Source organism: Roseobacter sinensis (genome assembly GCF_025755255.1).
GTDB classification, from domain to species: domain Bacteria; phylum Pseudomonadota; class Alphaproteobacteria; order Rhodobacterales; family Rhodobacteraceae; genus Roseobacter; species Roseobacter sinensis.
Map to the genome: position 1 here is coordinate 149698 of NZ_JALIEB010000006.1, position 21090 is coordinate 170787.

The 21090-nt window shown below is 65.1% G+C and carries 18 protein-coding genes; 13 read left to right on the forward strand and 5 right to left on the reverse strand.

Going from position 1 to position 21090, the window contains the following annotated elements; genetic code table 11:
• The first annotated feature begins 39 nt into the window (after positions 1–39).
• A complete protein-coding gene (locus tag MUB52_RS11480) occupies positions 40–1011 on the forward strand; it encodes an alpha/beta hydrolase (protein ID WP_263844363.1) in 972 nt (323 codons plus the stop codon).
• A 109-nt stretch (positions 1012–1120) separates the two neighbouring features.
• Here MUB52_RS11480 and pdxR read toward each other — a convergent pair whose 3' ends face one another.
• Positions 1121–2578 carry a MocR-like pyridoxine biosynthesis transcription factor PdxR gene (pdxR, locus tag MUB52_RS11485; protein ID WP_263844364.1) on the reverse strand — a complete coding sequence of 486 codons (1458 nt, stop codon included), beginning with the start codon at positions 2576–2578 and terminating at the stop codon, positions 1121–1123.
• Positions 2579–2637: 59 nt separating this feature from the next.
• On the opposite strand from pdxR, the gene MUB52_RS11490 reads away from it, so the two are divergent.
• Positions 2638–3291, forward strand: coding sequence for a pyridoxamine 5'-phosphate oxidase family protein (locus MUB52_RS11490; RefSeq protein WP_263844365.1), 654 nt, complete (start codon positions 2638–2640; stop codon positions 3289–3291).
• A gap of 4 nt (positions 3292–3295) precedes the next feature.
• On the opposite strand, the gene MUB52_RS11495 is transcribed toward MUB52_RS11490, so the two are convergent.
• Positions 3296–4915: an alpha/beta fold hydrolase gene (locus tag MUB52_RS11495; RefSeq protein WP_263844366.1), complete on the reverse strand. Its 1620-nt coding sequence runs from the start codon at positions 4913–4915 to the stop codon at positions 3296–3298.
• 170 nt (positions 4916–5085) lie between these two features.
• On the opposite strand from MUB52_RS11495, the gene MUB52_RS11500 reads away from it, so the two are divergent.
• From MUB52_RS11500 to MUB52_RS11515, 4 genes are all read left to right on the forward strand, one after another.
• Entirely contained in the window at positions 5086–6012 is a 927-nt protein-coding gene (locus MUB52_RS11500) for a homocysteine S-methyltransferase family protein (RefSeq protein WP_263844367.1), read from the forward strand.
• Positions 6013–6173: 161 nt separating this feature from the next.
• Entirely contained in the window at positions 6174–6743 is a 570-nt protein-coding gene (locus tag MUB52_RS11505; RefSeq protein ID WP_263844368.1) for a hypothetical protein, read from the forward strand.
• A 74-nt stretch (positions 6744–6817) separates the two neighbouring features.
• The gene (locus MUB52_RS11510) at positions 6818–7411 is read left to right on the forward strand and encodes a GNAT family N-acetyltransferase (protein WP_263844369.1); all 594 of its coding nucleotides are present in this window, start codon (positions 6818–6820) and stop codon (positions 7409–7411) included.
• 96 nt (positions 7412–7507) lie between these two features.
• Entirely contained in the window at positions 7508–8494 is a 987-nt protein-coding gene (locus MUB52_RS11515; RefSeq protein ID WP_263844370.1) for an NAD(P)/FAD-dependent oxidoreductase, read from the forward strand.
• Here MUB52_RS11515 and MUB52_RS11520 read toward each other — a convergent pair.
• A complete protein-coding gene (locus MUB52_RS11520) occupies positions 8491–9255 on the reverse strand; it encodes a sulfite exporter TauE/SafE family protein (protein WP_263844371.1) in 765 nt (254 codons plus the stop codon). The two genes, MUB52_RS11515 and MUB52_RS11520, sit on opposite strands and share 4 nt — an antisense overlap.
• A 554-nt stretch (positions 9256–9809) precedes the next feature.
• Between MUB52_RS11520 and MUB52_RS11525 the strand changes: the two genes are divergently transcribed.
• From MUB52_RS11525 to MUB52_RS11555, 7 genes are all read left to right on the forward strand, one after another.
• Positions 9810–10487 carry an ABC transporter ATP-binding protein gene (locus MUB52_RS11525; protein ID WP_263844372.1) on the forward strand — a complete coding sequence of 226 codons (678 nt, stop codon included), beginning with the start codon at positions 9810–9812 and terminating at the stop codon, positions 10485–10487.
• On the forward strand, positions 10484–12862 hold the full coding sequence (locus MUB52_RS11530) for an FtsX-like permease family protein (RefSeq protein ID WP_263844373.1): 2379 nt from the start codon (positions 10484–10486) through the stop codon (positions 12860–12862). Before MUB52_RS11525 ends, MUB52_RS11530 begins: the two co-directional genes overlap by 4 nt.
• Positions 12852–13901, forward strand: a complete 1050-nt coding sequence (locus MUB52_RS11535; protein ID WP_263844374.1) for a lipocalin-like domain-containing protein — start codon at positions 12852–12854, stop codon at positions 13899–13901. Before MUB52_RS11530 ends, MUB52_RS11535 begins: the two co-directional genes overlap by 11 nt.
• Before the next feature lie 91 nt (positions 13902–13992).
• Entirely contained in the window at positions 13993–16233 is a 2241-nt protein-coding gene (locus MUB52_RS11540) for a xanthine dehydrogenase family protein molybdopterin-binding subunit (RefSeq protein ID WP_263844375.1), read from the forward strand.
• 92 nt (positions 16234–16325) lie between these two features.
• Positions 16326–17474 (forward strand): acyl-CoA dehydrogenase family protein, encoded by a 1149-nt coding sequence (locus tag MUB52_RS11545; RefSeq protein WP_263844376.1) that lies wholly within the window; start codon positions 16326–16328, stop codon positions 17472–17474.
• A gap of 125 nt (positions 17475–17599) precedes the next feature.
• Positions 17600–18733 (forward strand): chemotaxis-specific protein-glutamate methyltransferase CheB, encoded by a 1134-nt coding sequence (gene cheB, locus MUB52_RS11550; RefSeq protein ID WP_263844377.1) that lies wholly within the window; start codon positions 17600–17602, stop codon positions 18731–18733.
• A 137-nt stretch (positions 18734–18870) separates the two neighbouring features.
• The gene (locus tag MUB52_RS11555; RefSeq protein ID WP_263844378.1) at positions 18871–19248 is read left to right on the forward strand and encodes a chemotaxis protein CheD; all 378 of its coding nucleotides are present in this window, start codon (positions 18871–18873) and stop codon (positions 19246–19248) included.
• Positions 19249–20326: 1078 nt separating this feature from the next.
• Here MUB52_RS11555 and MUB52_RS11560 read toward each other — a convergent pair.
• Both MUB52_RS11560 and MUB52_RS11565 read right to left on the reverse strand, forming a co-directional pair.
• Complete coding sequence (locus MUB52_RS11560; protein WP_263844379.1) at positions 20327–20701, reverse strand: hypothetical protein; 375 nt, start codon at positions 20699–20701, stop codon at positions 20327–20329.
• A complete protein-coding gene (locus MUB52_RS11565) occupies positions 20702–21088 on the reverse strand; it encodes a response regulator (protein WP_263844380.1) in 387 nt (128 codons plus the stop codon). It abuts the gene before it with no gap.
• Positions 21089–21090: the final 2 nt, after the last annotated feature.

A 21090-nucleotide genomic window follows, 5' to 3' on the forward strand; every position in this document is an offset into this window, starting at 1 on the left:
TGCATAAAATTTTACCTTTTCAAAGTCGGTCTCTTATCCATGCTTTTCATCACCAACCGCTTTCCCACGCAAAGCATCCGCACGCGCAAGGGGCGCCGCTTTACCTTCGACCTTGATAACAATGCCCCGTCCAATTCCGTTTTCTACTGCGAGACCGGTGCGGACGGCAATCACACCGAGATCACCAGCGCCGAGCTGCTGGGCCGCGTGCGCGACAGCAATTATCGGCAGATCCTGCTCTTTATCCACGGGTTCAACACGCTGCCCGACAAGGTCTTCGGGATGACAGCGGAGCTGCAGAAGCTGTGCGACAAGGCGAAGCCGAAAGAGGCGCTGGTTCTGCCGCTGATCTGGCCGAGCGACAACGACAAGGGCATTGTCCAGGACTATTGGGACGATCAGAAGTCCGCGGATCAGAGCGGCTTTTCCTTTGCGCGGGTCCTCGAGCGCTTTCTCGACTGGCGCAACAGCGAGGAAGGTGCGCCGGACGGGACGCCCTGCCTGAAGCGCATCAACGTGCTGGCCCATTCCATGGGCAACCGGGTTTTGCGGCAGAGCCTGTCGCTTTGGGATCGCTACGATCTCGCCTCCGGCGTGCCGCTGCTCTTTCGCAATACCTTCATGGTGGCGGCGGATGTGGTGAACGAGACCCTGCATGAGGGTCAGACCGGCGCGCTGATCAGCCATGCATCGCGCAACGTCGTGGTCTATTTCGCCTCCGATGATCTGGCGCTCAGGGCCAGCAAGGCGGCAAACCTGAAAAACCGGGTGGCCTCGCGTCGCCTCGGCCACACCGGACCCGAGAACACCGACCTGACCCCGCGCAACGTCTTCCAGGTCGATTGCGACGACGTCAACACCCGGTACGATCCGCCGACGGGGCACAACTACTTCCGCTCCGGCACCCGGCGCGGGCAGGCGGGGCTAGTCTTCAAGCATATCTTTCAATGCATCGAGAGCGGCCGGGTCTTCCCCGATGACCCGCACCAGCGGTCCGTCATCCTGCGCTGAGGTGATCGCCACTGAGGTCGACCTCACCATCGGTGCCCGTTTCAGCAGCGCCCATCGCGATGGCCGCCGTCGAGCGACGTTGCCGTCTCGCGGGTCGACCACCGGCCGGTCAGACCTGCGTCGAAAACGCCTTCCGGGCGGCTCTGCTGAGCACGTCGACAAGTGTGCGGGCCGCGGCCTTCAGCGTCTCCTCGTCAAAGCCTGCATACCCCAGCAAGAGGCCTTGCGGCGGGTCCGGCAGAACGCAATGAGATGACAGCGCGCGCACGTTGAGCCCTGCCGCTGCGCAGGCCGCAGATATCTCCGCGTCGCTGCGCACCGCCCGCAGCGCCGGCCGGAGCAGGCAGCACAGGTGCATGCCCGACGGATCGGGCTGCAACTCCAGCAGGGACGCCAACGGCGCGAGCTCCGACAGCAGAAGCGCCTGTCGCTTGGCATAGGTGCGGCGGCAACGGCGCAGATGGCTGGCGAATTCGCCACTGTCCATGAAGGCGGCAAGCGCGGGCTGCGGGACCAGCGAGACCCGCACGCCGCTCTGCGCGAGCACTGCGCGTGCCGTCTCGGCAAGGGCATGCGGGATGACGAGATACCCCAGCCGCAGGGTGGCGCTGAGCAGCTTGGAAAAGCTGCCGAGATAGATCGTGCGCCGCAGACCGTCGAGCCCCGACAGGGACGGCAGCGGCTGGCCCTGGTAGCGGAACTCACTGTCGTAATCGTCCTCGATGACCCATGCGTCGGTGGACCGCGCCCAGTCCAGCAGCGCCAGCCGCCTGGCCAGCGGCATGGCACAGCCGGTGGGGAAGTGGCGCGAGGGCGTCACGATAGCGGCCCGCGCAGCACCCAGCGCCCGCGGGTCGAGACCCTCGTTATCGATCCGGACGGGACGGGTTTGCAGGCCCGCGCGGTCGAGCGCCGCACGCAGTGGTGACCAGCCGGGATCTTCCATCACCGCCACGTCTCCGGGCGTCAAGGCGGCGCGAAACAGCAGATCGAAGGCATCGGACGCCCCTGCTGTCACGACGATCTGTGCCGGATCGCACTCGAGCCCGCGCCAGGCCGCAAGATGCGCAGCGATTGCCGCGCGCAGCGGGTACCAGCCAAAGGGGTCGGGCGCGGCCTGCAAGGCAGGGTCTGGCCGGCGCCAGGCCCGTTCGAGATGCCGCGCCCAGAGACGGTCTGGAAAGAGTGCGGGGTCCGGAATACCCGGTTGAAACGGCCGGATCGGCCGCGGGTCTGGCGGGTGATGCGGGACCGCCGGGGCCGGGGGCGCCAGGTGCGGCACGTGGTCGGCGACAAAGGTGCCGCTGCCCGCGCGTGCGCTCAGATAGCCTTCGCTCAGCAGCTGGTCGTAGGCCGTGGTGATCGTCATCCGCGAGACCGAGAGCTCCGCAGCCAACGTCCGGCTCGCGGGCAGGCGGGTCCCGGCGGCTCCGGGGTGCGACAGGATCAGCGCACGCAGCGCGTCGGCCAGTTGCGCATGCAACGGCTGACGGCCGCCCTTGTCCAACCCGAGCGCGAAGAGCGCCGTATTCAGAGTGGACTGGGATTTTTTTGCGATACTGGACATGTCGCCCTGTCCAATAGCCTGCTAGCTGCCACCCGACAACCACAGCCGGAGGCTTTGCCATGACCGAGACCCTGCCTATCACCGACCGATCGCGCCTGCGCCGCCTGCATGAGCGCGGCCATTTCGACCGCGAGACCATCAACGCGGTGCTCGACGCACAGCCGCTTTGCAGTGTCGGCTATGTCTTTGACGGGGCGCCCTACGTCACGCCCACGTTGCAGTGGCGCGAGGGCAACCACGTCTATTGGCATGGCTCCTCGGCGAGCCGCGGGCTGCGGAGGTCCCGGGATGCGGAGGTCTGCCTGACGGTGTCGATCCTCGACGGCTTCGTGCTGGGGCGGTCGGGCAAGCACCATTCGGTGAACTCGCGCTCCGTGATGCTCTATGGGACGGCCAGAAAGGTCGAGGACCCAGAGGTCAAGCTGGCCAAGCTGCGCCGCTTCGTGAACGGGCTCTTTCCCGGCCGGTATGACATGCTGCGCCCGGACCATGCGCAGGACCTGAAGGCGACGATGGTCCTGGGCATGGAGATCAAAGAGGGGAGCGCCAAGATCCGCACCGGCGGGCCGGTCGATGACGAGGAGGATTATGCGCTGCCGATCTGGGCCGGGGTGATCCCCGTCCGCACGGAAGTCGGTGCGCCGATCCCCGATCCGCGCAATCTCGATGGCGTGGAGATGCCTCAGCACGTGCGGGACTTCCGCCTGCCCTGAAGGCTCAGATGCCGTGCTGCGCAAGAAAGGCCTTGGCCGCGGTCATCCACGTGTGCCAGGCCGGCTCGTGGCCCAGCAGGATGTGGTTCTTGCTGTCGAGCTCGACGAAGTCCGCGCCGGGAATGCCGGCTGCCAGCGCGCGGCCCTGATCCAGCGAAATCCGCTCGTCGTCACGGGCATGGAAGACGATGGTGGGCACCTGTACCTTGGCCAGATCGTCGCGCACGTCGATCGTTCCGAAAGCCTCCTGAAAACGCACCGCGTTCTCCGGTGAAACCGTCCGACGCTGGAACTCATCGAACCACGCAAGGTCGTCCGGCTTGGCGTCAGGCATGAAGGTCTGCGAGAAGATGTGGCGATAGGCCGGGTTGGAGGTGCCCCAGCCGTGGCGGGTCAGAGTGAGCACGGCCTCGCGCCGGGCCTGCTCCTCGGCACTGGCGCCGATCCTCCAGCCGGTTGCATAGCCGCCGATCAGGATCAGCCCGGAGACCCGCTCGGGGTGCCGTGCCGCGTAGGCAATGCTGACCGCACAGCCCTGCGAGATACCAAGCAGCGGGAAACGATCCAGCCCCAGCGCATCGACCACGGTTTCGAGATCGCGCACGAATGCATCGAAGCCGATCTGCTTCACATCCCAGTCAGAGAGGCCATTGCCGCGCTCGTCATAGCGGATGAAGCGGCGGTCTGCGGCCCAGGCGTCGAAGGTCGGCCCCCAGATTGGGCTGTTGCAGTCAAGCTCCAGATGATTCAGCCAGTTCGCGGCTTTCACCAGAGGTGGCCCGTCGCCAATGCTGGCATGGGCGATCCGCACCCCGTCACTGGACCGGCAGAACCCGATCTGCTGCTTGCGCAACATACGGCGGTGCAGGGTTTCGTCAGGCCGGCTCTGATCGGTGGCCGGCTCGGCAGGGGCGGGTGTCTCGGGCATCAGGGGCCCCGAAACCTCAAGCCCGGCTGCCTTGGCGGCCGCAAAGAAGTCGGCCTCGTGCTGGCGCGCCTCGTCTTCGCGGCCGGTTCGGGCCAGCGCATGCACGAGGCTCCGTGCGGCATCTTCTTCGAGCGGTGTCTGCTCTTTCCAGCGCCGCGCCCATTTCACCGCTTCAGGGCGACCGATCTCCGGGTGCAAGGCCAGACGCCGCAGAACGTTCCGGCGCAGCAGCAAGACATCCTCCCGCTCCGCTGCCAGCCAGAGCTGAAAGTACTCGCCGCCAGCCTGTGCCAAGCCGTCAAGCAGAGGGTGTTCGAGTTCTGCCGCCATTTGCCTCAGCTCGGCAGGTGGCAGAAAGGGCGGCTCGTCAAGCAGCCGTGCCCGGATGGCGAGAAGATCGACCTCCTCCATGGCGCCCGAGAAAGCCACGCGCTCGCGATCGGCGACAATGTGCGGGCTGTCCTCGCTGTCCACCGCCGGGCGCAGCTTGCTCAGCGCCCACCGCAAGGCACTGCGCGGGTCATCCGGAAGTTCCCAGAACAGCTCGCACAGCCGCTCCCGGCGTACGGGGCGGGCGGTGGCCGCCAGATAGCCCAGAACGGCCCGCGCCTTGCGCGACGCGGGAAGGGCGACAGGCGCGCCATTTCGGGTGACCGTCAGCTCGCCCAGCAATGAGATGCGCAGCGAATGATCCATAAGCCGGGGTTCTGCCCCAATTGGGAGGGCGGAGCCAGCGGAATTCTACCCGCATCCCGGTGCCCGGTCAAAAATGTGCTGTCGCGGCAAAATTCAACACTCATGACAACGCTCATTCAAACGGTCGGGCGCCAGAAGGGACCATTGTTTACGAATTGGAGTATTTTACGATGACGCAACTGCCGCATATGAGCGACCGCCCGTTTCTGACGGATGCGGGGCTGGAGACTTGGCTGCTGTTCCAGCGCGGGTTCGATCTGCCTTTCTTCGCCTCCTTCGCGTTGCTGCGCGATACGGCTGGGCGGGCAGCGATGACCGAGTATTTCTCGGGGTTTCTCGACCTGGCCGCAAGCCGGAACACAGGATTTGTGCTCGACACCTGTACCTGGCGCGCGAACCCCGATTGGGCCGCGCGGCTGGGTCACGATGTGACGGCCCTCGCCGAGATTAATGCCGACGCCGTCCGCTACGCGATGGAGCTGCGCGTGCAGTCCGGTATCGGCGATGCGGTGCTGGTCAATGGCGTGGTCGGGCCGCGGGGCGACGGCTATGATCCTGCGGAGCTGATGTCGGTGATCGAGGCGCGCGCCTACCACCAGTTCCAGGTGGATGCGCTGGCGCGCGGCGGGGTCGATCTGGTCTCGGCCATCACCATGACCAACACCGCCGAAGCGATCGGGATCGCCGATGCCGCCGCCCAGGCGGCTGTGCCCTGCGTGGTGAGCTTCACGGTGGAGACGGATGGCTGTCTGCCCACCGGGCAGCCACTTGCCGATGCGATCGCCGAGACCGACGACGAGAGCGCGTGTGCTCCGGCATACTACATGATCAATTGCGCGCATCCTGATCACTTCCGCAACCGTCTGACGGAGGGCCGCTGGCGCGACCGCATCTATGGGCTGCGGGCCAATGCCTCGCGCATGTCCCATGCCGAGCTGGATGCCTGCGAGACGCTGGATGATGGCGATCCGCAGGAGCTGGGCGCGCTCTACGCCGATCTCAAGGCGCATCTGCCGCGGCTCGCCGTCTTCGGCGGCTGCTGCGGGACCGACCTGCGCCATGTGAGCAGCATCTGCGAGGCGGTCCACGCCAGCTGATCCGCGGTCTTGCACAGATCCGGTCCGGGGTGCGGGACAGCCGCGCCCCGGTCACTGACCCCCTGACGTTGCGCTGAGGGAGCCGCGCCAGGTTCACCCCGCATCGGCATCGCGAGACGCCGATGTGCCCTCGCTTCTCTGCTTAACGATTGGATACGACAATGATCAGACAGATTCTCTTTGGCGCGATTCTTGCGCTGACCCCGGTGATGAGCGCCACAGCGGCCGAGCCGGTCACCCGGTTCGACGTCGCCGAAGACCACACGCGCTTTGTTTTTGCGCCTGCCCCCGTGCATGAGAGCGGGATGCCGGCGCATGGCAACCCCTTCGTCACCCAGGGTTACATCTACCCCGTGGGGACGCTGAAGGAGGGCACCGATGGGGTGCTGGCAGACGGCAGCCCCGCCTTCCCGGACCTGGTGCTGGGCACCTGGACCTGTGACGGATGGTTCGTCGGCGAAGGTGGCGATGCCACCACCGGCGTCTGGCTGGTGAGCCGGCAGATCATGCAGTTCACCTCCGGCGATGTGATCATCACCCAAGGCACCGAACTGGCCGATATCGGTATTGCCAACACCCGCCCGATTACCGCGGCCACGGGCGACTATGCCGGGTTGCAGCTGGCGATGGAGCAGACGCTGCTCGGGTTTCACAGCCACATGGGCGTGCAGGCGCGCTTCGTGATCCCCGAGGATGCCTATGACGCCCAGCGGATGTTCTTCGAGGACTGACCGCCTGCATCCCGATCCCCAGCGCCCGGCGGCTGACTGCCGGGCGCTCCCCTCGATTCCAGAAAGACAAAAGCATGACACTGACATCACAGCAGCGGTTCGCGATCCGCCCGGCCACCCGAGCCGATGCCGAGCACCTCGTGCAGTTCACTCTATCGGCGAGCAAGGGCCTGTCACTGATCACTTGGGAGGCGGCCAAGCGCCCGGGTGAGACGGCGCTGGAGGCCGGGCTGCGCCGCGCGCGCGATGGCACGGGTGGTTTCTCGTATCACAAGGCTGACATGGCCGAGATGGACGGCGCGGTGGTCGCGGGGATCGTCTCTTACCCCATCGCGCCCGAGGGGCCGACCGATGTGTCCGATATCCCGGAGGTCTTCCGCCCGCTTGTGCTGCTCGAAGACCGGGCCGGTGCGAGCTGGTACATCAACATTCTGGCGACCTACGAGGAGGCGCGCGGGCAGGGTGCGGCGACGGCACTGATGCAGCATGTGGCGGCGCGCGCCAAGGCGGCGGGCCAGAGCCGGATCAGCATCATCGTGGATGCGGTGAACCCTGCCATGGGGCTTTACACACATTTGGGCTTCGAAGAACTCAGCCGTATGCCGTTCGGGCGAACGGAGGACAAAGGCTCCGAGGGTCATTGGGTGCTGATGGTCAAGCCGCTCTGAACGGTCGCGGGTCGGCGTCCGTCGGCGAGCGCCGAAGCGGCTGGCCATCAGAGCGCGCCGGGCTAGCTCTGGCACCAGAACGACGCAGGGGGCACCATGGGCGGCAAAGCACGGATTGCGATCATCGGCGCGGGGCTGACGGGCCTGACACTGGCCAAGGCGCTGGAGGACATTGCCGAGGTCACCGTTTTCGAGAAGTCACGCGGACTTGGCGGACGCATGTCGACCCGCCGTGCCGCGCCCTTCGCATTCGATCATGGGGCGCAGTATTTCTCGGCCAAAGGGCAGGACTTTTCCGAGTTTCTGGCGCCTTACCTCGCAAGCGGCGTCGTACAGCCCTGGGCACCGCGGCGTGTCGTTTTGCCGATGGGCGCCGGGGCGCCACCGGAGTGGTCGGCCCCGCGATATGTTGCGGTACCCGCGATGACTGCGCTCGCCAAGGCGCTTTCGGAGGGGTTGACCATCGCGCGCGCCGCGCATGTCGAGCGTATTGCGCGATCGGAGGCCGGCTGGCAGCTTACCTGCCGGGATGGCATAGCCCATGGCCCGTTCGACTGGGTGATCAGCACCGCGCCCGCTTTTCAGACCGCCGCGCTGATGCCGGAGGTCTTCGCCGGACAGGCGGCACTTGCTGCTGCGCGCATGCAGGGGTGCTACAGCCTGATGCTCGGCTTTGCCACGCCCTGCAGTCTGGACTGGGATGCCGCCTGGGTGCGCGAGGGACCACTGGCCTGGATCGCAGTCGATACCTCCAAGCCGGGCCGGGCGGGGCCGCAATCGATTGTCGCCCAGGCCTCCAACGATTGGGCCGACGTCAATCTCGAGCGGGATCAGGCGGAGGTTCAAGCCGCGTTGCAAGATGCCTTCAGCGCGGTCACCGGATGCAACCCGGAGGCCGCGGATTGTGTCAGCCTGCACCGCTGGCGCTATGCCAATGTGTCAGTGCCGTCAGGTGCGCCGTTCCTGCTCGATGCGCCGAACGGTCTGGCCGCCGCAGGGGATTGGTGCGGTGCGGGCAAGGTCGAAGCCGCTTTCGAGAGCGGCAGCGCGCTGGCCGCAGCCGTGCAGGAGCACCTGGGTTAGCCGGGCGGCCACAAAAGCTCTGCGCCCCCCGCATAGACCAGCCGCAGCGCGAGAAGGGTCAGAAACGCGGTCAGCACCCGCTGGAACAGCGCCTCGTTCAGGCGCACCAGCACCGACCGGCCCGCCAGCGTGCCCAGAAAGCCAAAGAGGATCAGCAGGACCACAAAGCCGATCCATTGCGAAAAGGCAAAGCCGAGCAAGCCGAAGGCGACGGTTTTCAGAAGGTGCTGCACGGTCATCATGGCCGCATGGGTGGCGACATGGGTCGTACGATCGAAGCCCAGTGTCTTGACGAAGGCCGCGATGAATGGCCCGGTGCCGCCAACGAACATCGTCAGGCCACTGGACAGCGCGCCGGTCAGGCCGGCCGAGCGCTTCATCAGGCGCGGGATCGGCAGGTAGAGCGTCCAGAGGACGAAGAGCCCCACGATCATCTGGAGGGCGCCGGCATCAAGCTGCACGACGACACTGCTGCCGATTGCCACTCCGAGGACCGCGCCGACTGTGAACGGCAGCAGATGCGCGCGGTTGATCTGGTGCCGAAAGACACATGCCCGCCCGGCGTTCGAACCCAGCTGCACCAGCCCATGCACCGGTATGAGCGCAGACGCAGGCAGCAGAGTTGCCATGACTGCGAGCATCATGGTGCCGCCACCGATACCGAAAGCGGCGGTGATGAGCGAGCTGAGAAAGCTGAGACCGAGGAGAGTCAACGCCACGGGCAAATCGAGACCCGCAATGTGCATCTCGCCCGTGGTCATGCAGTCCCGCTGCACACGTGAGGCATATTAAAGTATTGCATTAGAAATAACAGGTAAACCGTTTTATTATAGTAAAAAATCCGCATTATGCTAAGAGCATTTCTCTGATCATCTCGTCAGTGCCATCGCCCCCAGCGGCGTCAAGACACGCCGACCGGTAAGCGATCCGCTCTGGCGTCTTTCGAACGATCTGATCAGAACTGACCCGCCGATGCCGGAGTCCGTTTGTGGTAAGAGTGATGATTGCCTCGGAAGGCCGGATCACGGCAACATGGGCGCTCCGGTTGTGTTCGACGCAACGGACCTGACGAAGGGGACACCTCGGATCGCTCCCGACCCTTGGCAGGGTGGGTCTGTCGGGCGCGTCGATCATGTAGAGGAGCATTCTGTCTCCGCGAGGCCTCTGAGTGCCCGTGACCTTAGCGGATTCGCGCGGAAGCGCCATGCCTCTCCGCGGGACGCGAGCGCGGGCCAAATCGCCGCAGTGCGCGTTCAGCCTTGCGGATCGTACACTCTGCCCCATGTCGTTCACTGACGACCCAAGAAGGTGCGCCATGGTTCTGAAAATCACCCATCTGGTCAAGCGATATGACCCCGCGGGCGATGCGGTGCTGCGCGATGTCTCATTCGAGATGGCCGCGGGTGAGACCCTGGCGCTGGAAGGTGAGTCTGGCAGCGGCAAGAGCACGCTCCTGCATCTGGTCGCAGGGCTCGACCGCGTCACCGCCGGGCAGATCGAGGTAGATGGGACCGATATCACCACCCTCTCGGATGCCGCGCTGGCGCAGATGCGGCGGGTCGTGGTGGGGCTGGTGTTCCAGCAGTTCAACCTGATCCCCAGCCTGACAGTGCAGAGCAACATCGCCTTTCAGGCGCGGCTTGCCGGGCGGCACGATGCCGATTGGGCGGCGCATCTGGCCCAGACCATCGGTCTCGAGGCGCATCTGTCGAGCTACCCCGAGACCCTCTCGGGCGGGCAGCAGCAGCGCGTGGCTATTGCGCGCGCGCTGGCCGCCAAGCCCCGGTTGCTTCTGGCGGACGAACCGACGGGCAACCTCGATGAGACCACGGCAGACGCGGTGCTGCACCTGATGCTGGAGAGTGCGGCGGAAACCGAGACTGCGCTGCTGATGGTCACCCATTCGCCCCGGCAGGCGGCCCGGATGCAGCGGCGACTCACGCTCAGCCATGGGGTGGTGAGCACGCGAGGTCCGTCCGAGGTGGCGATATGACCCGCCTGGGGCTGGGGGCGCTGCTGTCGCATTGGCGCCACAACCCCTGGCAACTCGCGACCTTGATCGCCGGGCTGGCGCTGGCGACCGCCTTGTGGTCCGGCGTGCAGGCGATCAACGCGGAGGCGCGAGTGAGCTATGATCGGGCCGCAGACGTCGTCTCGGGCCGCGGTCTGGCCCAGATCACCCGTGTCGACGGAGCCAAGATCCGTACGGAAGAGTATGTTTCGCTTCGCCGCACGGGCTGGCAGGTGAGCCCGATCCTCGAAGGCGAGGTGCAGCGCGGTGGCCGATCGGTCCTGCTCATCGGGATCGAGCCGATGACGCTGCCAGGCGGTGAGGGCACGCAGGACGACGAACAAAGCCCGCTCGAGCTTGAGGACACCGAGGGAGCAGACGTGATCTCGGCGCATCCGGACGATGCAGCCGTTTTCGAGGGGCTTGACGTTACGGTGCGGCCGGACACAGCCCGGGTGCCGGGCCGGGCGCTGGCGGACATTGCTGTGGCGGAGGATGTGCTGGGACGCCCGGACGAGATTTCGCGCCTATTGGTCGCACCGGAGCAGCCGCTCGGGCTCGACCCGCTGCCGCCGACCTACCGGTTGACCCAGACCGGCGATCAGACGGATGTCGCGCGACTAACCGAGAGCTTCCACCTCAATCTGACGGCTTTTGGCCTTCTCTCGTTCGCGGTGGGCATCTTCATCGTCTATGGCGCGGTGGGTCTGGCCTTCGAGCAGCGGCGCGCGGTGTTCCGGACGTTGCGCGCGCTTGGCCTGCCGCTCAGGCGGCTCATGGCGTTGCTGGCGCTGGAGCTCGGCGTCTTTGCTCTTGTCGCCGGTGCTCTCGGCGTCGCCCTCGGCTATCTGATCGCCGCAGCCCTGCTGCCGGATGTGGCTGCGACCCTGCGCGGGCTCTATGGCGCGGACATCTCCGGCCAACTGCGGGTGCGGCCGGCCTGGTGGCTGTCTGGGCTCGGGATGGCGCTGGCGGGGACCGCGCTGGCGGGGGCAGCAGCGCTTTTCAAATTGGCGCGCCTGCCGCTTTTGTCATTCAACCACCCAAGGGCGATGAGCATGCACGCCGATGCGGCGGCGCGGTGGCTTGCTCTTGCGGCCGGCGGTCTCTTCGGGATGGGCGCCGTGATTGCGATTGCGGGGCAGGGGCTCTTCGCGGGTTTTGGCCTGCTGGCCTGCCTGCTGATCGGCGCGGCCTTCTGCCTGCCTCTGACCCTCTCCGCCGCGCTGCGCCTTGCGGGACGATGGCACCACGGGCCCTTGGCCGAGTGGTTCTGGGCTGACAGCCGGCAGCAGTTGCCGGGGCTTTCCATGGCGCTCATGGCGTTGTTGCTGGCGATGGCCGCGAATATCGGCGTATCGACGATGGTGTCGAGCTTCCGGTTGACCTTCACCGGCTATCTCGATCAGCGCCTCTCATCCGAGCTTTACCTGACCACCAGCTCGCCGGGCCAAGCGGAGGCGGTGACGCGCTATCTGGACGACACAGGGGCAACCGTGCTGCCCATCGTCTGGCAGGATCTGCGCATCGGTGGGCTGCCAGCCGAGATCTACGGCATCCGCGACCACACCACCTATCGCGAGAACTGGCCGCTGCTTCAGGCGGTGCCGCAGGTCTGGGACAGGTTGGCGGCGGGTGAGGGGGCCCTCATCAACGAGCAGTTGTCGCGCCGCCTGGCGCTGAACCCGGGCGACACGCTCGAGACCGGGGATCGCGTGCTGGGGGTCTACAGCGATTACGGCAATGCGGCGGGACAGGTCGTGATCTCGGAGACGGCCTTCAAGGCCCGCTATCCGCAGATCGAGACGCTGCGCTTCGGCGTGCGGACCGCCGATCCCGACACGCTCGCGGCCGCGCTGCGCGAGCGCTTTGACCTGCGCGAGGATGCGCTGATCAACCAGGCCGATCTCAAGGCGTTCTCGTTGTCCGTCTTCGAGAGGACCTTCGCGGTGACGACCGCGCTTAACATACTTACGCTGGCGGTTGCAGCGCTGGCCTTGCTGATCGGGCTGCTCACGCTGGCGAGCCTGCGCCTGCCGCAGCTCGCGCCGGTCTGGGCGCTGGGGCTGACGCCGCGGCATCTGGCGGGGATGGAGCTTTTGCGCGCGGTGGCACTCGCGGCCGTGACGGGGCTGCTGGCTGTGCCGCTTGGGCTGGCGCTGGCCTGGGTACTGCTGGCTATCGTCAACGTCGAAGCCTTCGGCTGGCGGCTGCCGATGTTCCTGTTTCCTGCGGAGTACGCGCGGCTCGGCGCACTGACGCTCGTCGCCGCCGTGCTTGCGGCGGCCTGGCCCGCACTGCGGTTGTCGCGCACGCCCCCTGATCGGCTGTTGCGGGTGTTCAGCAATGAACGCTAGCGCATTCCTCGCCGCGGCTCTGGCGCTCGTCCTCTCGGCGGGCGTGGCGCTGTCGCAGAGCTTTGCCGGGCTCGGAAGCGATGCAGAGGGCTTCGCGCTGCCCGAGCGCGGGTATGTCTTCGACTTTCCCGCCGATCACGGCGCCCATCCCGCCTATCGCATCGAATGGTGGTATCTGACCGCCAACCTGACCGGCGCGGATGGGGTCGAGTACGGGTTGCAATGGACGCTCTTTCGCAGTGCATTGGCGCCGGAAGAGCGCCCCGGCTGGCGCAGCCCGCAGCTCTGGCTGGGGCATGCGGCCGTGACGACCCCGGAGGCGCATTACGTGGCAGAGCGCCGGGCGCGTGGCGGCATCGGGCAGGCGGGCGTGATCGCCCACCCCTTCGAGGCCTGGATCGACGACTGGCAAATGGCGGGCGCGGACATGCAGCGGATGCGGCTGACTGCGCGGGGCGCGGAGTTCGCCTACGACATGCGGCTCGAGGCGCAGGGGCCGCTGATCTTCCATGGAGAGAATGGCTATTCGCAGAAGTCCGCGTCGGGACGTGCGAGCTACTATTACTCGCAACCCTTTTTCGAGATCGCCGGCACCTTGACCCTGCCGGATGGGCCGGTCGAGGTGACCGGACAGGCCTGGCTCGACCGCGAGTGGGCGTCTCAGCCGCTCGGCGCGTCGCAGATCAGCTGGGACTGGTTCTCGATGGCCTTCGACGACGGCAACCGGCTGATGGGCTTCACCCTGCGCGACAGCGCGGGCCCGGATTACACCGCCGCCACCTGGATCGAACCGGATGGGACCACGACGGCCTTCCCCGATGGTGCATTCTCGGCAGAGGCCTTGACCGAGAGCCGGGTGGCCGGGCGCGAGATCCCCACTCGCTGGCGCGCGGTGCTGCCCGAGAAGGGCGTCGACGTGACGGTCGAGGCGATCAACCCGCAGGCCTGGATGGCCACGTCCATTCCCTACTGGGAAGGCCCGGTGCGGCTGTCCGGCAGCCACCGGGGCCGCGGATATCTGGAGATGACCGGATACTGATCTGACGTGCGGTCACGCGGGGCCGAGACGCCTTTGCGGTGCGGTCCAATCATCGTAAACTCATCTCGCGCAGGATCAGAAGGAAGCATCCATGAGCCGGCTTGGCACTCTCACGCGGCGGGGTCTGATGATCGGAGCGGCGGCGGTGGCCGGAGGTGTCGCCTTCGGTACCTACACCGTGCTCACGCCGCATGCCAACCCGCTGGCCCGCGATCTGGGGCCCGGCGCGGCCAGCTTCAACCCCTACATCCGGATCACGCAGGATCGGATCACGCTGATCGTACCGCATGTGGATCTCGGGCAGGGCGCGGCTTCGCTGCAGGCCGCGCTGATCGCCGAAGAGTTGGACGTGGAGTTCGGCCAGTTCGAGCTCGAGCAGGCCGCGCCCGATCCGGCCTATTACAACACCGCAATGGCAGATGAGGCGGTGCCCTTCATGTCCACCGACACCGGTTTTCCCGCGGAGGCAGCGCGCGCCGCCATCGGTGCGGGCATCAAGCTGGCCGGGGTGCAGGTGACCGGGGGCTCCACCGCGGTGCCGGATAGTTTCGAGAAGCTTCGGCTTGCAGGCGCCGTGGCGCGCGAGACGCTGAAGGCCGCAGCCTCGGCCGAGACGGGGTATGGCGTGGCCACGCTGCGCACCGAGGAGGCCGCCGTGATCCTGCCCGACGGCAGCCGGCGCGCCTATACGGAGCTTGCCGCGACCGCGGCAACGCTCGACCCGGTCACCGATGTGACATTGCGGATGTCCGACGCCTGGCGGTTCATCGGTCAGCCCATGCAGCGATGGGACATCGTGGCGAAGTCCACCGGTCAGCAGCGCTATGGGATCGATATGGAGATCGACGGCATGGTGCGCGCAGCGGTGCGCTGCAATCCGCGCAAGGGTGGCGCGCTGCTCGGCTATGACGCCTCTGCGGCCGAGGCGATGCGGGGCGTGCAGCGGGTGGTGCCGGTGACCGGTGGTGTCGCCGTTATCGCGGAGAACACCTGGTATGCGTTCCAGGCGCTCGATGCGATCACCTATGACTGGGGGCCCGCGCCCTATCCTGCCAGTCAGGACGAACATTGGGCTGCGCTCGAGGCCGCCTTCACGCCCGACGCGCTGGATCGGGTCTGGCGTGATGACGGCGATGCCGAGGCGGCGGTCAGCGAACGGTCCGATCTGACAGTGGAGTACCGCGCGCCCTATCTGGCGCATCAGCCGCTCGAGCCGCTCAACGCCATCGTCAGAGTGACCGAGGATCGCGCCGATGTCTGGGTCGCGCATCAGATGGTGCGCTTCGTCCAGCAGCGGGTGGCCGAGCGCTGCGGGCTGGGTGCAGAGCAGGTCTTTGTGCACAACCAGTTCGCAGGTGGCAGCTTCGGCCATCGGCTGGAGTTCGACCTGATCGACCGCGCCACCGAGATCGCGCTGCAGATGCCGGGCACGCCGGTCAAGCTCATCTTCAGCCGCGAGGAGGATTTCGCGCAGGATTATCCCAGGCAGATCGGCATGGCCCGGGTGCGCGGGCGGGTCGAGAACGGCAGGGTTCGGGCGCTCGATCTGCAGATCGCGACGCCTTCGGCCGTGCGCAGCCAGATGGGTCGGGTGGGCCTGCCCGTGCCAGGCCCCGATCCGCAGATTGCGGCGGGGGCGTGGAACCTGCCTTACGCGATCCCGGATTTCCGGGTGTCGGCCTATGCGGTGCCGGGGCTCGCGCCCACCAGCTCCTGGCGCTCGGTCGGGGCGTCGACGGCAGGGTTCTTCGCTGAAGCGGCCCTCGACGAGCTGATCCATGCGGCCGGCGCCGACCCGATGGCGGAACGGCTGCGGCTCGTCACCGATCCGGTTGCCCGCGGCGTGCTGGAAGCGGTCGCCGAGATGTCGGACTGGGGCCGCACGGTGGCGCCGGGCCAGGGACGTGGCCTGGCCTTCGTTACTTCCTTCGGCGTGCCGGTTGCCGAGGTGATCGATGTCACCCAGACGCCCGAGGGCCTGCGGATCGACCGGGTCTATGTTGCGGCAGACGTCGGGCGCATCATCGACCCCGTCAACTTCGAAGCGCAGGTGCAGGGGGGCGTGATCTGGGCGCTTGGACATGCGATCAACTCCGAAATCACATATGCCGACGGGCAGGCCGAGCAGATGAACTACTACGACGGCGAAGGCATGCGGCTCTCCCAGACGCCTGAGATCCTCGTCCGGGGTCTCGAAACCCAAGCCAAGATCCGCGGGATCGGCGAGCCGCCCGTACCGCCGGCCGCCCCGGCCTTGGCCAATGCGGTTTTTGCGGCCACGGGCCAACGCCTGCGCGAGATGCCCTTCAACCGTCACATCGCATTTGTGTGAGACGCATGCCCTGCTGGCACTGCGTTTCGGAATAGTGCTATCTCAGCGTCAGGGCGCGGGGTCCCGCGCACCGCAGGACAGGAGGGGATGACGTGGATTTCGCCGCAACCGAAGAACAATCGGCTATTTTCGACATGGCCTATGCCTTTGGGCAGGAGCATATCGCCCCCTTCGCACAGGAGTGGGAGACGCAGGGCACCATCCCCAAGGCGCTCTGGCCGAAGGTGGCGGAGCTGGGCCTCGCGGGCATCTACGTCTCGGAAGAGCACGGCGGCTCGGGCCTGAGCCGTCTCGACGCCACGCTGGTTTTCGAGGCCCTGTCGATGGCCTGCCCCTCCGTGGCGTCGTTTCTGTCGATCCACAACATGTGCGGCGGCATGATCGACAAGTTCGGCTCGGACGAGAGCAAGGCCAAATGGCTGCCCCGCATCTGCACCATGGAGACGGTGTTCTCCTACTGCCTGACCGAGCCGGGCTCCGGCTCGGACGCCGCGGCTTTGCGCACGCGGGCGGTGCGCAGCAACACGGGCTATGTGCTGAGCGGGACCAAGGCCTTCATCTCGGGCGGCAGCTATTCCGATGCCTATCTCACCATGGTCCGAACCGGGGAGGACGGGCCCAAGGGCATCTCGGCCATCGTTGTCGAGGCCGGCAGCGACGGGCTCTCTTTTGGCGGGCTGGAGCAAAAAATGGGCTGGCGCGCCCAGCCCACCGCACAGGTTCAATTCGACGATTGTGCGGTTCCAGCCGAAAATCTCATTGGCGAGGAAGGCCGCGGTTTCACTTATGCGATGGCGGGCCTCGATGGCGGACGGCTGAACATCGCGGCCTCTGCGCTTGGTGGCGCGCAGGCAGCCCTTGATGCCGCGTTGAGCTATGCCGGTGAGCGCAAGGCCTTCGGCCGATCCATTGATCAGTTCCAGTCGCTTCAGTTCAAGCTGGCGGATATGGAGGTCAAGCTGCAGGCCGCGCGCGTGTTCCTGCGCCAGGCCGCCTGGAAGCTGGACACCGGGGCAGCGGATGCAACGAAGCATTGCGCCATGGCGAAGGTGTTCGTCACGGACGCGGCCTTCGCGGTTGCGAATGAGGCGCTGCAGATCCACGGCGGCTACGGCTACCTGGCGGATTACGGTATCGAAAAGATCGTGCGCGACCTGCGGGTGCATCAGATCCTGGAAGGTACCAATGAAATCATGCGGTTGATCGTGTCGCGGCAGATGCTGTCCGACCGCGCGGCGTAACCGCACGCACGGCACCAAAAACGCTGGGCCATTAAGTCTCGCTTCATATCTTCTTGCCATAACATCGAAAAGGATCGCGGCGACAGCGTCTGCTGATCGCGGCATGAATGGCACAGGACTTCGATGTGACACACCCCTACAGCACGGAGGCTGGCGCCCATACGGGCGCCGCAAAACGCGTTTTGGTCGTGGACGATTCCCGCGCGATGCGGGCCTGGCTCCGGACGGTCTTGACAGCGGACCCGCGGTTGCACGTGGTGGGCGAGGCTGCGGATGCGGTCGAGGCTCGGGACTATATCAAGGCCAACCCCGTCGATGTTCTGACGCTCGACATTGAAATGCCGGGGATGAGCGGGCTGGACTTTCTGACGCGTCTGATGCGGGCGCGGCCCATGCCGGTGGTGATGATGTCGAGCCTGACCGCTGCGGGCAGCGAAGCGGCGATCCAGGCTTTGTCGCGCGGCGCTATCGATTGCATGGTCAAACCGACCTCGGCCTACGGCGAAGAGCTCACGAATGACATTTGCGAGCGTGTTTACCACGCCGCCTGCACGCGCCCGTCGCAGTTGCAGATGTGGTTGCAGACCAAAGGTGCGCGCCCCGCGCCCGCCGCTGCCGCGCCAGCCTCGCAACAGCGTCATGCCTATCGGCGCGGCGCCCTCATTCTGATCGGAGCGTCGACCGGCGGTGTGGCCGCCCTCGAGACGGTGCTGCCAGCACTCGATCCGCATGGGCCGCCTGTCGTGGTGGTCCAGCATATGCCGGGCAACTTCCTCGTCAGCTTCTCCGAGCGTCTCAATCGTCAATTGCCGCAGAATGTCTATCTGGCCGATGAGAGCCGCGCGCTCGAGAACGGCGACATCGTGATTGCGCCCGGGCATGACCGTCACACCGAAGTGCGCAACCGCGGCGGCAGCTGGTATTGCCGCTTCGTTCCGAACGATCCACCTGCGCTGCATTGCCCATCGGTCGATGTGTTGTTCGCCTCTGCGGCGTCGCAGGCGCGGCACATCTCCGCGGCCCTGCTCACCGGTCTTGGCCGCGACGGGGCGGATGGGCTGCTGAAGCTTTCGCAGGCAGGGGCGGCAACTTTTGGCCAGGACGAAGCGACCTGCGTCGTCTACGGCATGCCGAAGGCTGCCAAGGCACTGGGTGCGATACAGCGTGAACTGCCGTTGGACGACATCGGTGCGGCCATCCGCGATAGCCGCATTGCGCCGAGACGAGATGAGGCGCATGGAACGGAGCAGATGCAATGACGGGTCCGCGGGTTCATATCACGCAGGGTGAACAAGCTGTTGGGTCTGATCCCGACATGGTGATCACCACTCTGCTGGGATCTTGCGTCTCTTGTTGCCTCTGGGATCCGGGCGCTGGGGTCGGCGGGATGAACCATATGCTCCTGACCAGTTCGGCGTCCGGCGGCGGTGCGTCTCAGCTGCTCGGTGTCAACGCGATGGAGCTTCTCATCAACGAGATCCTCAAACAGGGCGGCGATCGCCGCCGCCTGCGGGCCAAGGCGTTCGGCGGCGCGCGGATGGTTGCGGGCCTGAGCGAGATCGGGAAACAGAACAGCGACTTCATCCTCAACTTCCTCGAACGCGAGGGGATTGTCTGTGAAAGCCATTCCTTGGGTGGATATACCGCGCGTCATCTGAAGTTTTGGCCCGCATCGGGTCGTGTCATGCAGAGGATCCGCGACGATGCTCCGCAGGAGACAGTCGCGCAGGTCAGCGCACCGGAAAGCGCGGGCAACGGGCTCGAGCTGTTTTGATCACTTGCAACGCCCGGGGCTTCGAACCATCTCATTTGCACCGCAGGCTGTTTGGGGCCGCCTCTGTGCGGACCTGACGGTACCGCGATTCGTATGCGCATGCGTTTGACGGCGCAGCGGGCCAAAGGCGTTCGGCGGTCACCGGCTTGAACGTAGTCTTGCCTTAACAGCTCGTGATCCTGAAAACCGGATTTGTCCTGCCTTCTGAGAAAATGAAATTACTTCAATAGGCTTATGTGAGCTTCCTCAAATCCTGCCTATGGCGGCAGCAGCTTGATCAGTCTACGCGCGCGTTAGGCAGTTTTCGGATTGGCGACGTGCGTCGACTTGATCCTCAGTGAAACTTCGTCCGACGCAGGCCTAAGCGACGAGCTTCGCAAACAGCCGGCAGGGCGGTCCTCCGCCAGGATGGTCCTTGGGCGTATCCTGACTGCTTAGTTCAACACGTCGTGGTTGGTAAAATCAGCCCGCTTCCCCATGCAAGCAAAGCGCCGGCTCCATCTGTGTCGGGAATAGCGTTCCTTACGGCTTGGCGGCATCGCACGACGCTGTTCCTGTTCACAAGTGCCGTGGTCGCCTCGTTGCTTTCTTAGCCGGACCTGCTGACGCAGGTCGATGACCAACTGCTGCAGCGGCATGGCTCCTGGCCTCGCTCTTGGTCGTAGCGTAGGTGGCCCGTGGGGCTTGTGATAATCAACGGCAACACAGCGGACCGCTCAGCATCCAGAGATCTAGCCGGATCGATAGCGATATGCAGCACTTCGTCTTGAGCTTTGTCTGTTCAATCGGACGACTTGCGAAAGTCGCTCACCCATGTATTTTCACCTTTCTGCAGCAGTTTTTGCGGAAAGATCGGATTTGGGTTTGCTGATTGGCCGAGAACGTGTGATCGACCCCATCTCACCGTTGCGACCGAGTTCGGCGAAACTAAAACAATCTGGGATACTATTGGCGCAAACGACCATAGAAAGACGTCGCATTTCGATCATGGATCAATCGTCTTGCACTTGCATCGGGTGCAGTTTTTCCCGGCCGGTTCAACTCAGACCCCAGAGTGTTGAAAAAACGCCCGGCTTCGCTAGAAGAGGTCCAGATCGTCAGCGCTGTCCTTCTTCGTCCCGAAATCGTCATGTTGCTGCCCTTCCAGAACAGCGCAAGTCACCTTCAGCTTAAGTTTCTGAGAGATTTTTTCAATTTCCGGGGCCGTGAGTGACACTTTGTTTTCTTGTCCGATCAACAGGGTCATTATGGCCAAATCTTCGAGGGACTGGCGCAAAAAATCGAGTGACTGGAGGCTCGTGATTGTTTGAGGCTCAGCGGAACTGCTCGTGTCTACAGCGTGACTGATTGCTTCTTCCAGATCGAAGATCTGGCCGGCAAGTTTGTCCAGATAGGACGAGAGTCTGATGTTGATGGTCGATATCGGATGCTCCGATCCGTTATCAGCGAACATTTAGAGGCGGCCCACAACGGCTTCGATGCAATTGCGTAGATCAGCCTGTTCAAACGGCTTCTTGAGATAATTGTTCATTCCCAGTTTTTTGCCGTGATCGATGATCTGTTGCTCTGCACGTCCGGTAATGAGAATGAACCCGACGCCCTTGGTTTTCGGCCCGCTTCGCAGATGGTGAAGAAGGTTGAGCCCATCCATTTCAGGCATGTTGTAATCCGAAATTACCAGGTGAACGGGATGTGTGGCCAAAGCTTTCAGCGCGCTCACACCATTATCTGCAGTGGATACGTTCCGAATGCCAAACGCATCAAGTGCTTGTGTGATCAGGCCGCGGCTGGTTGACATGTCATCCACAACCATAATTCTGATTTGGTCTCGCAGTGACATAT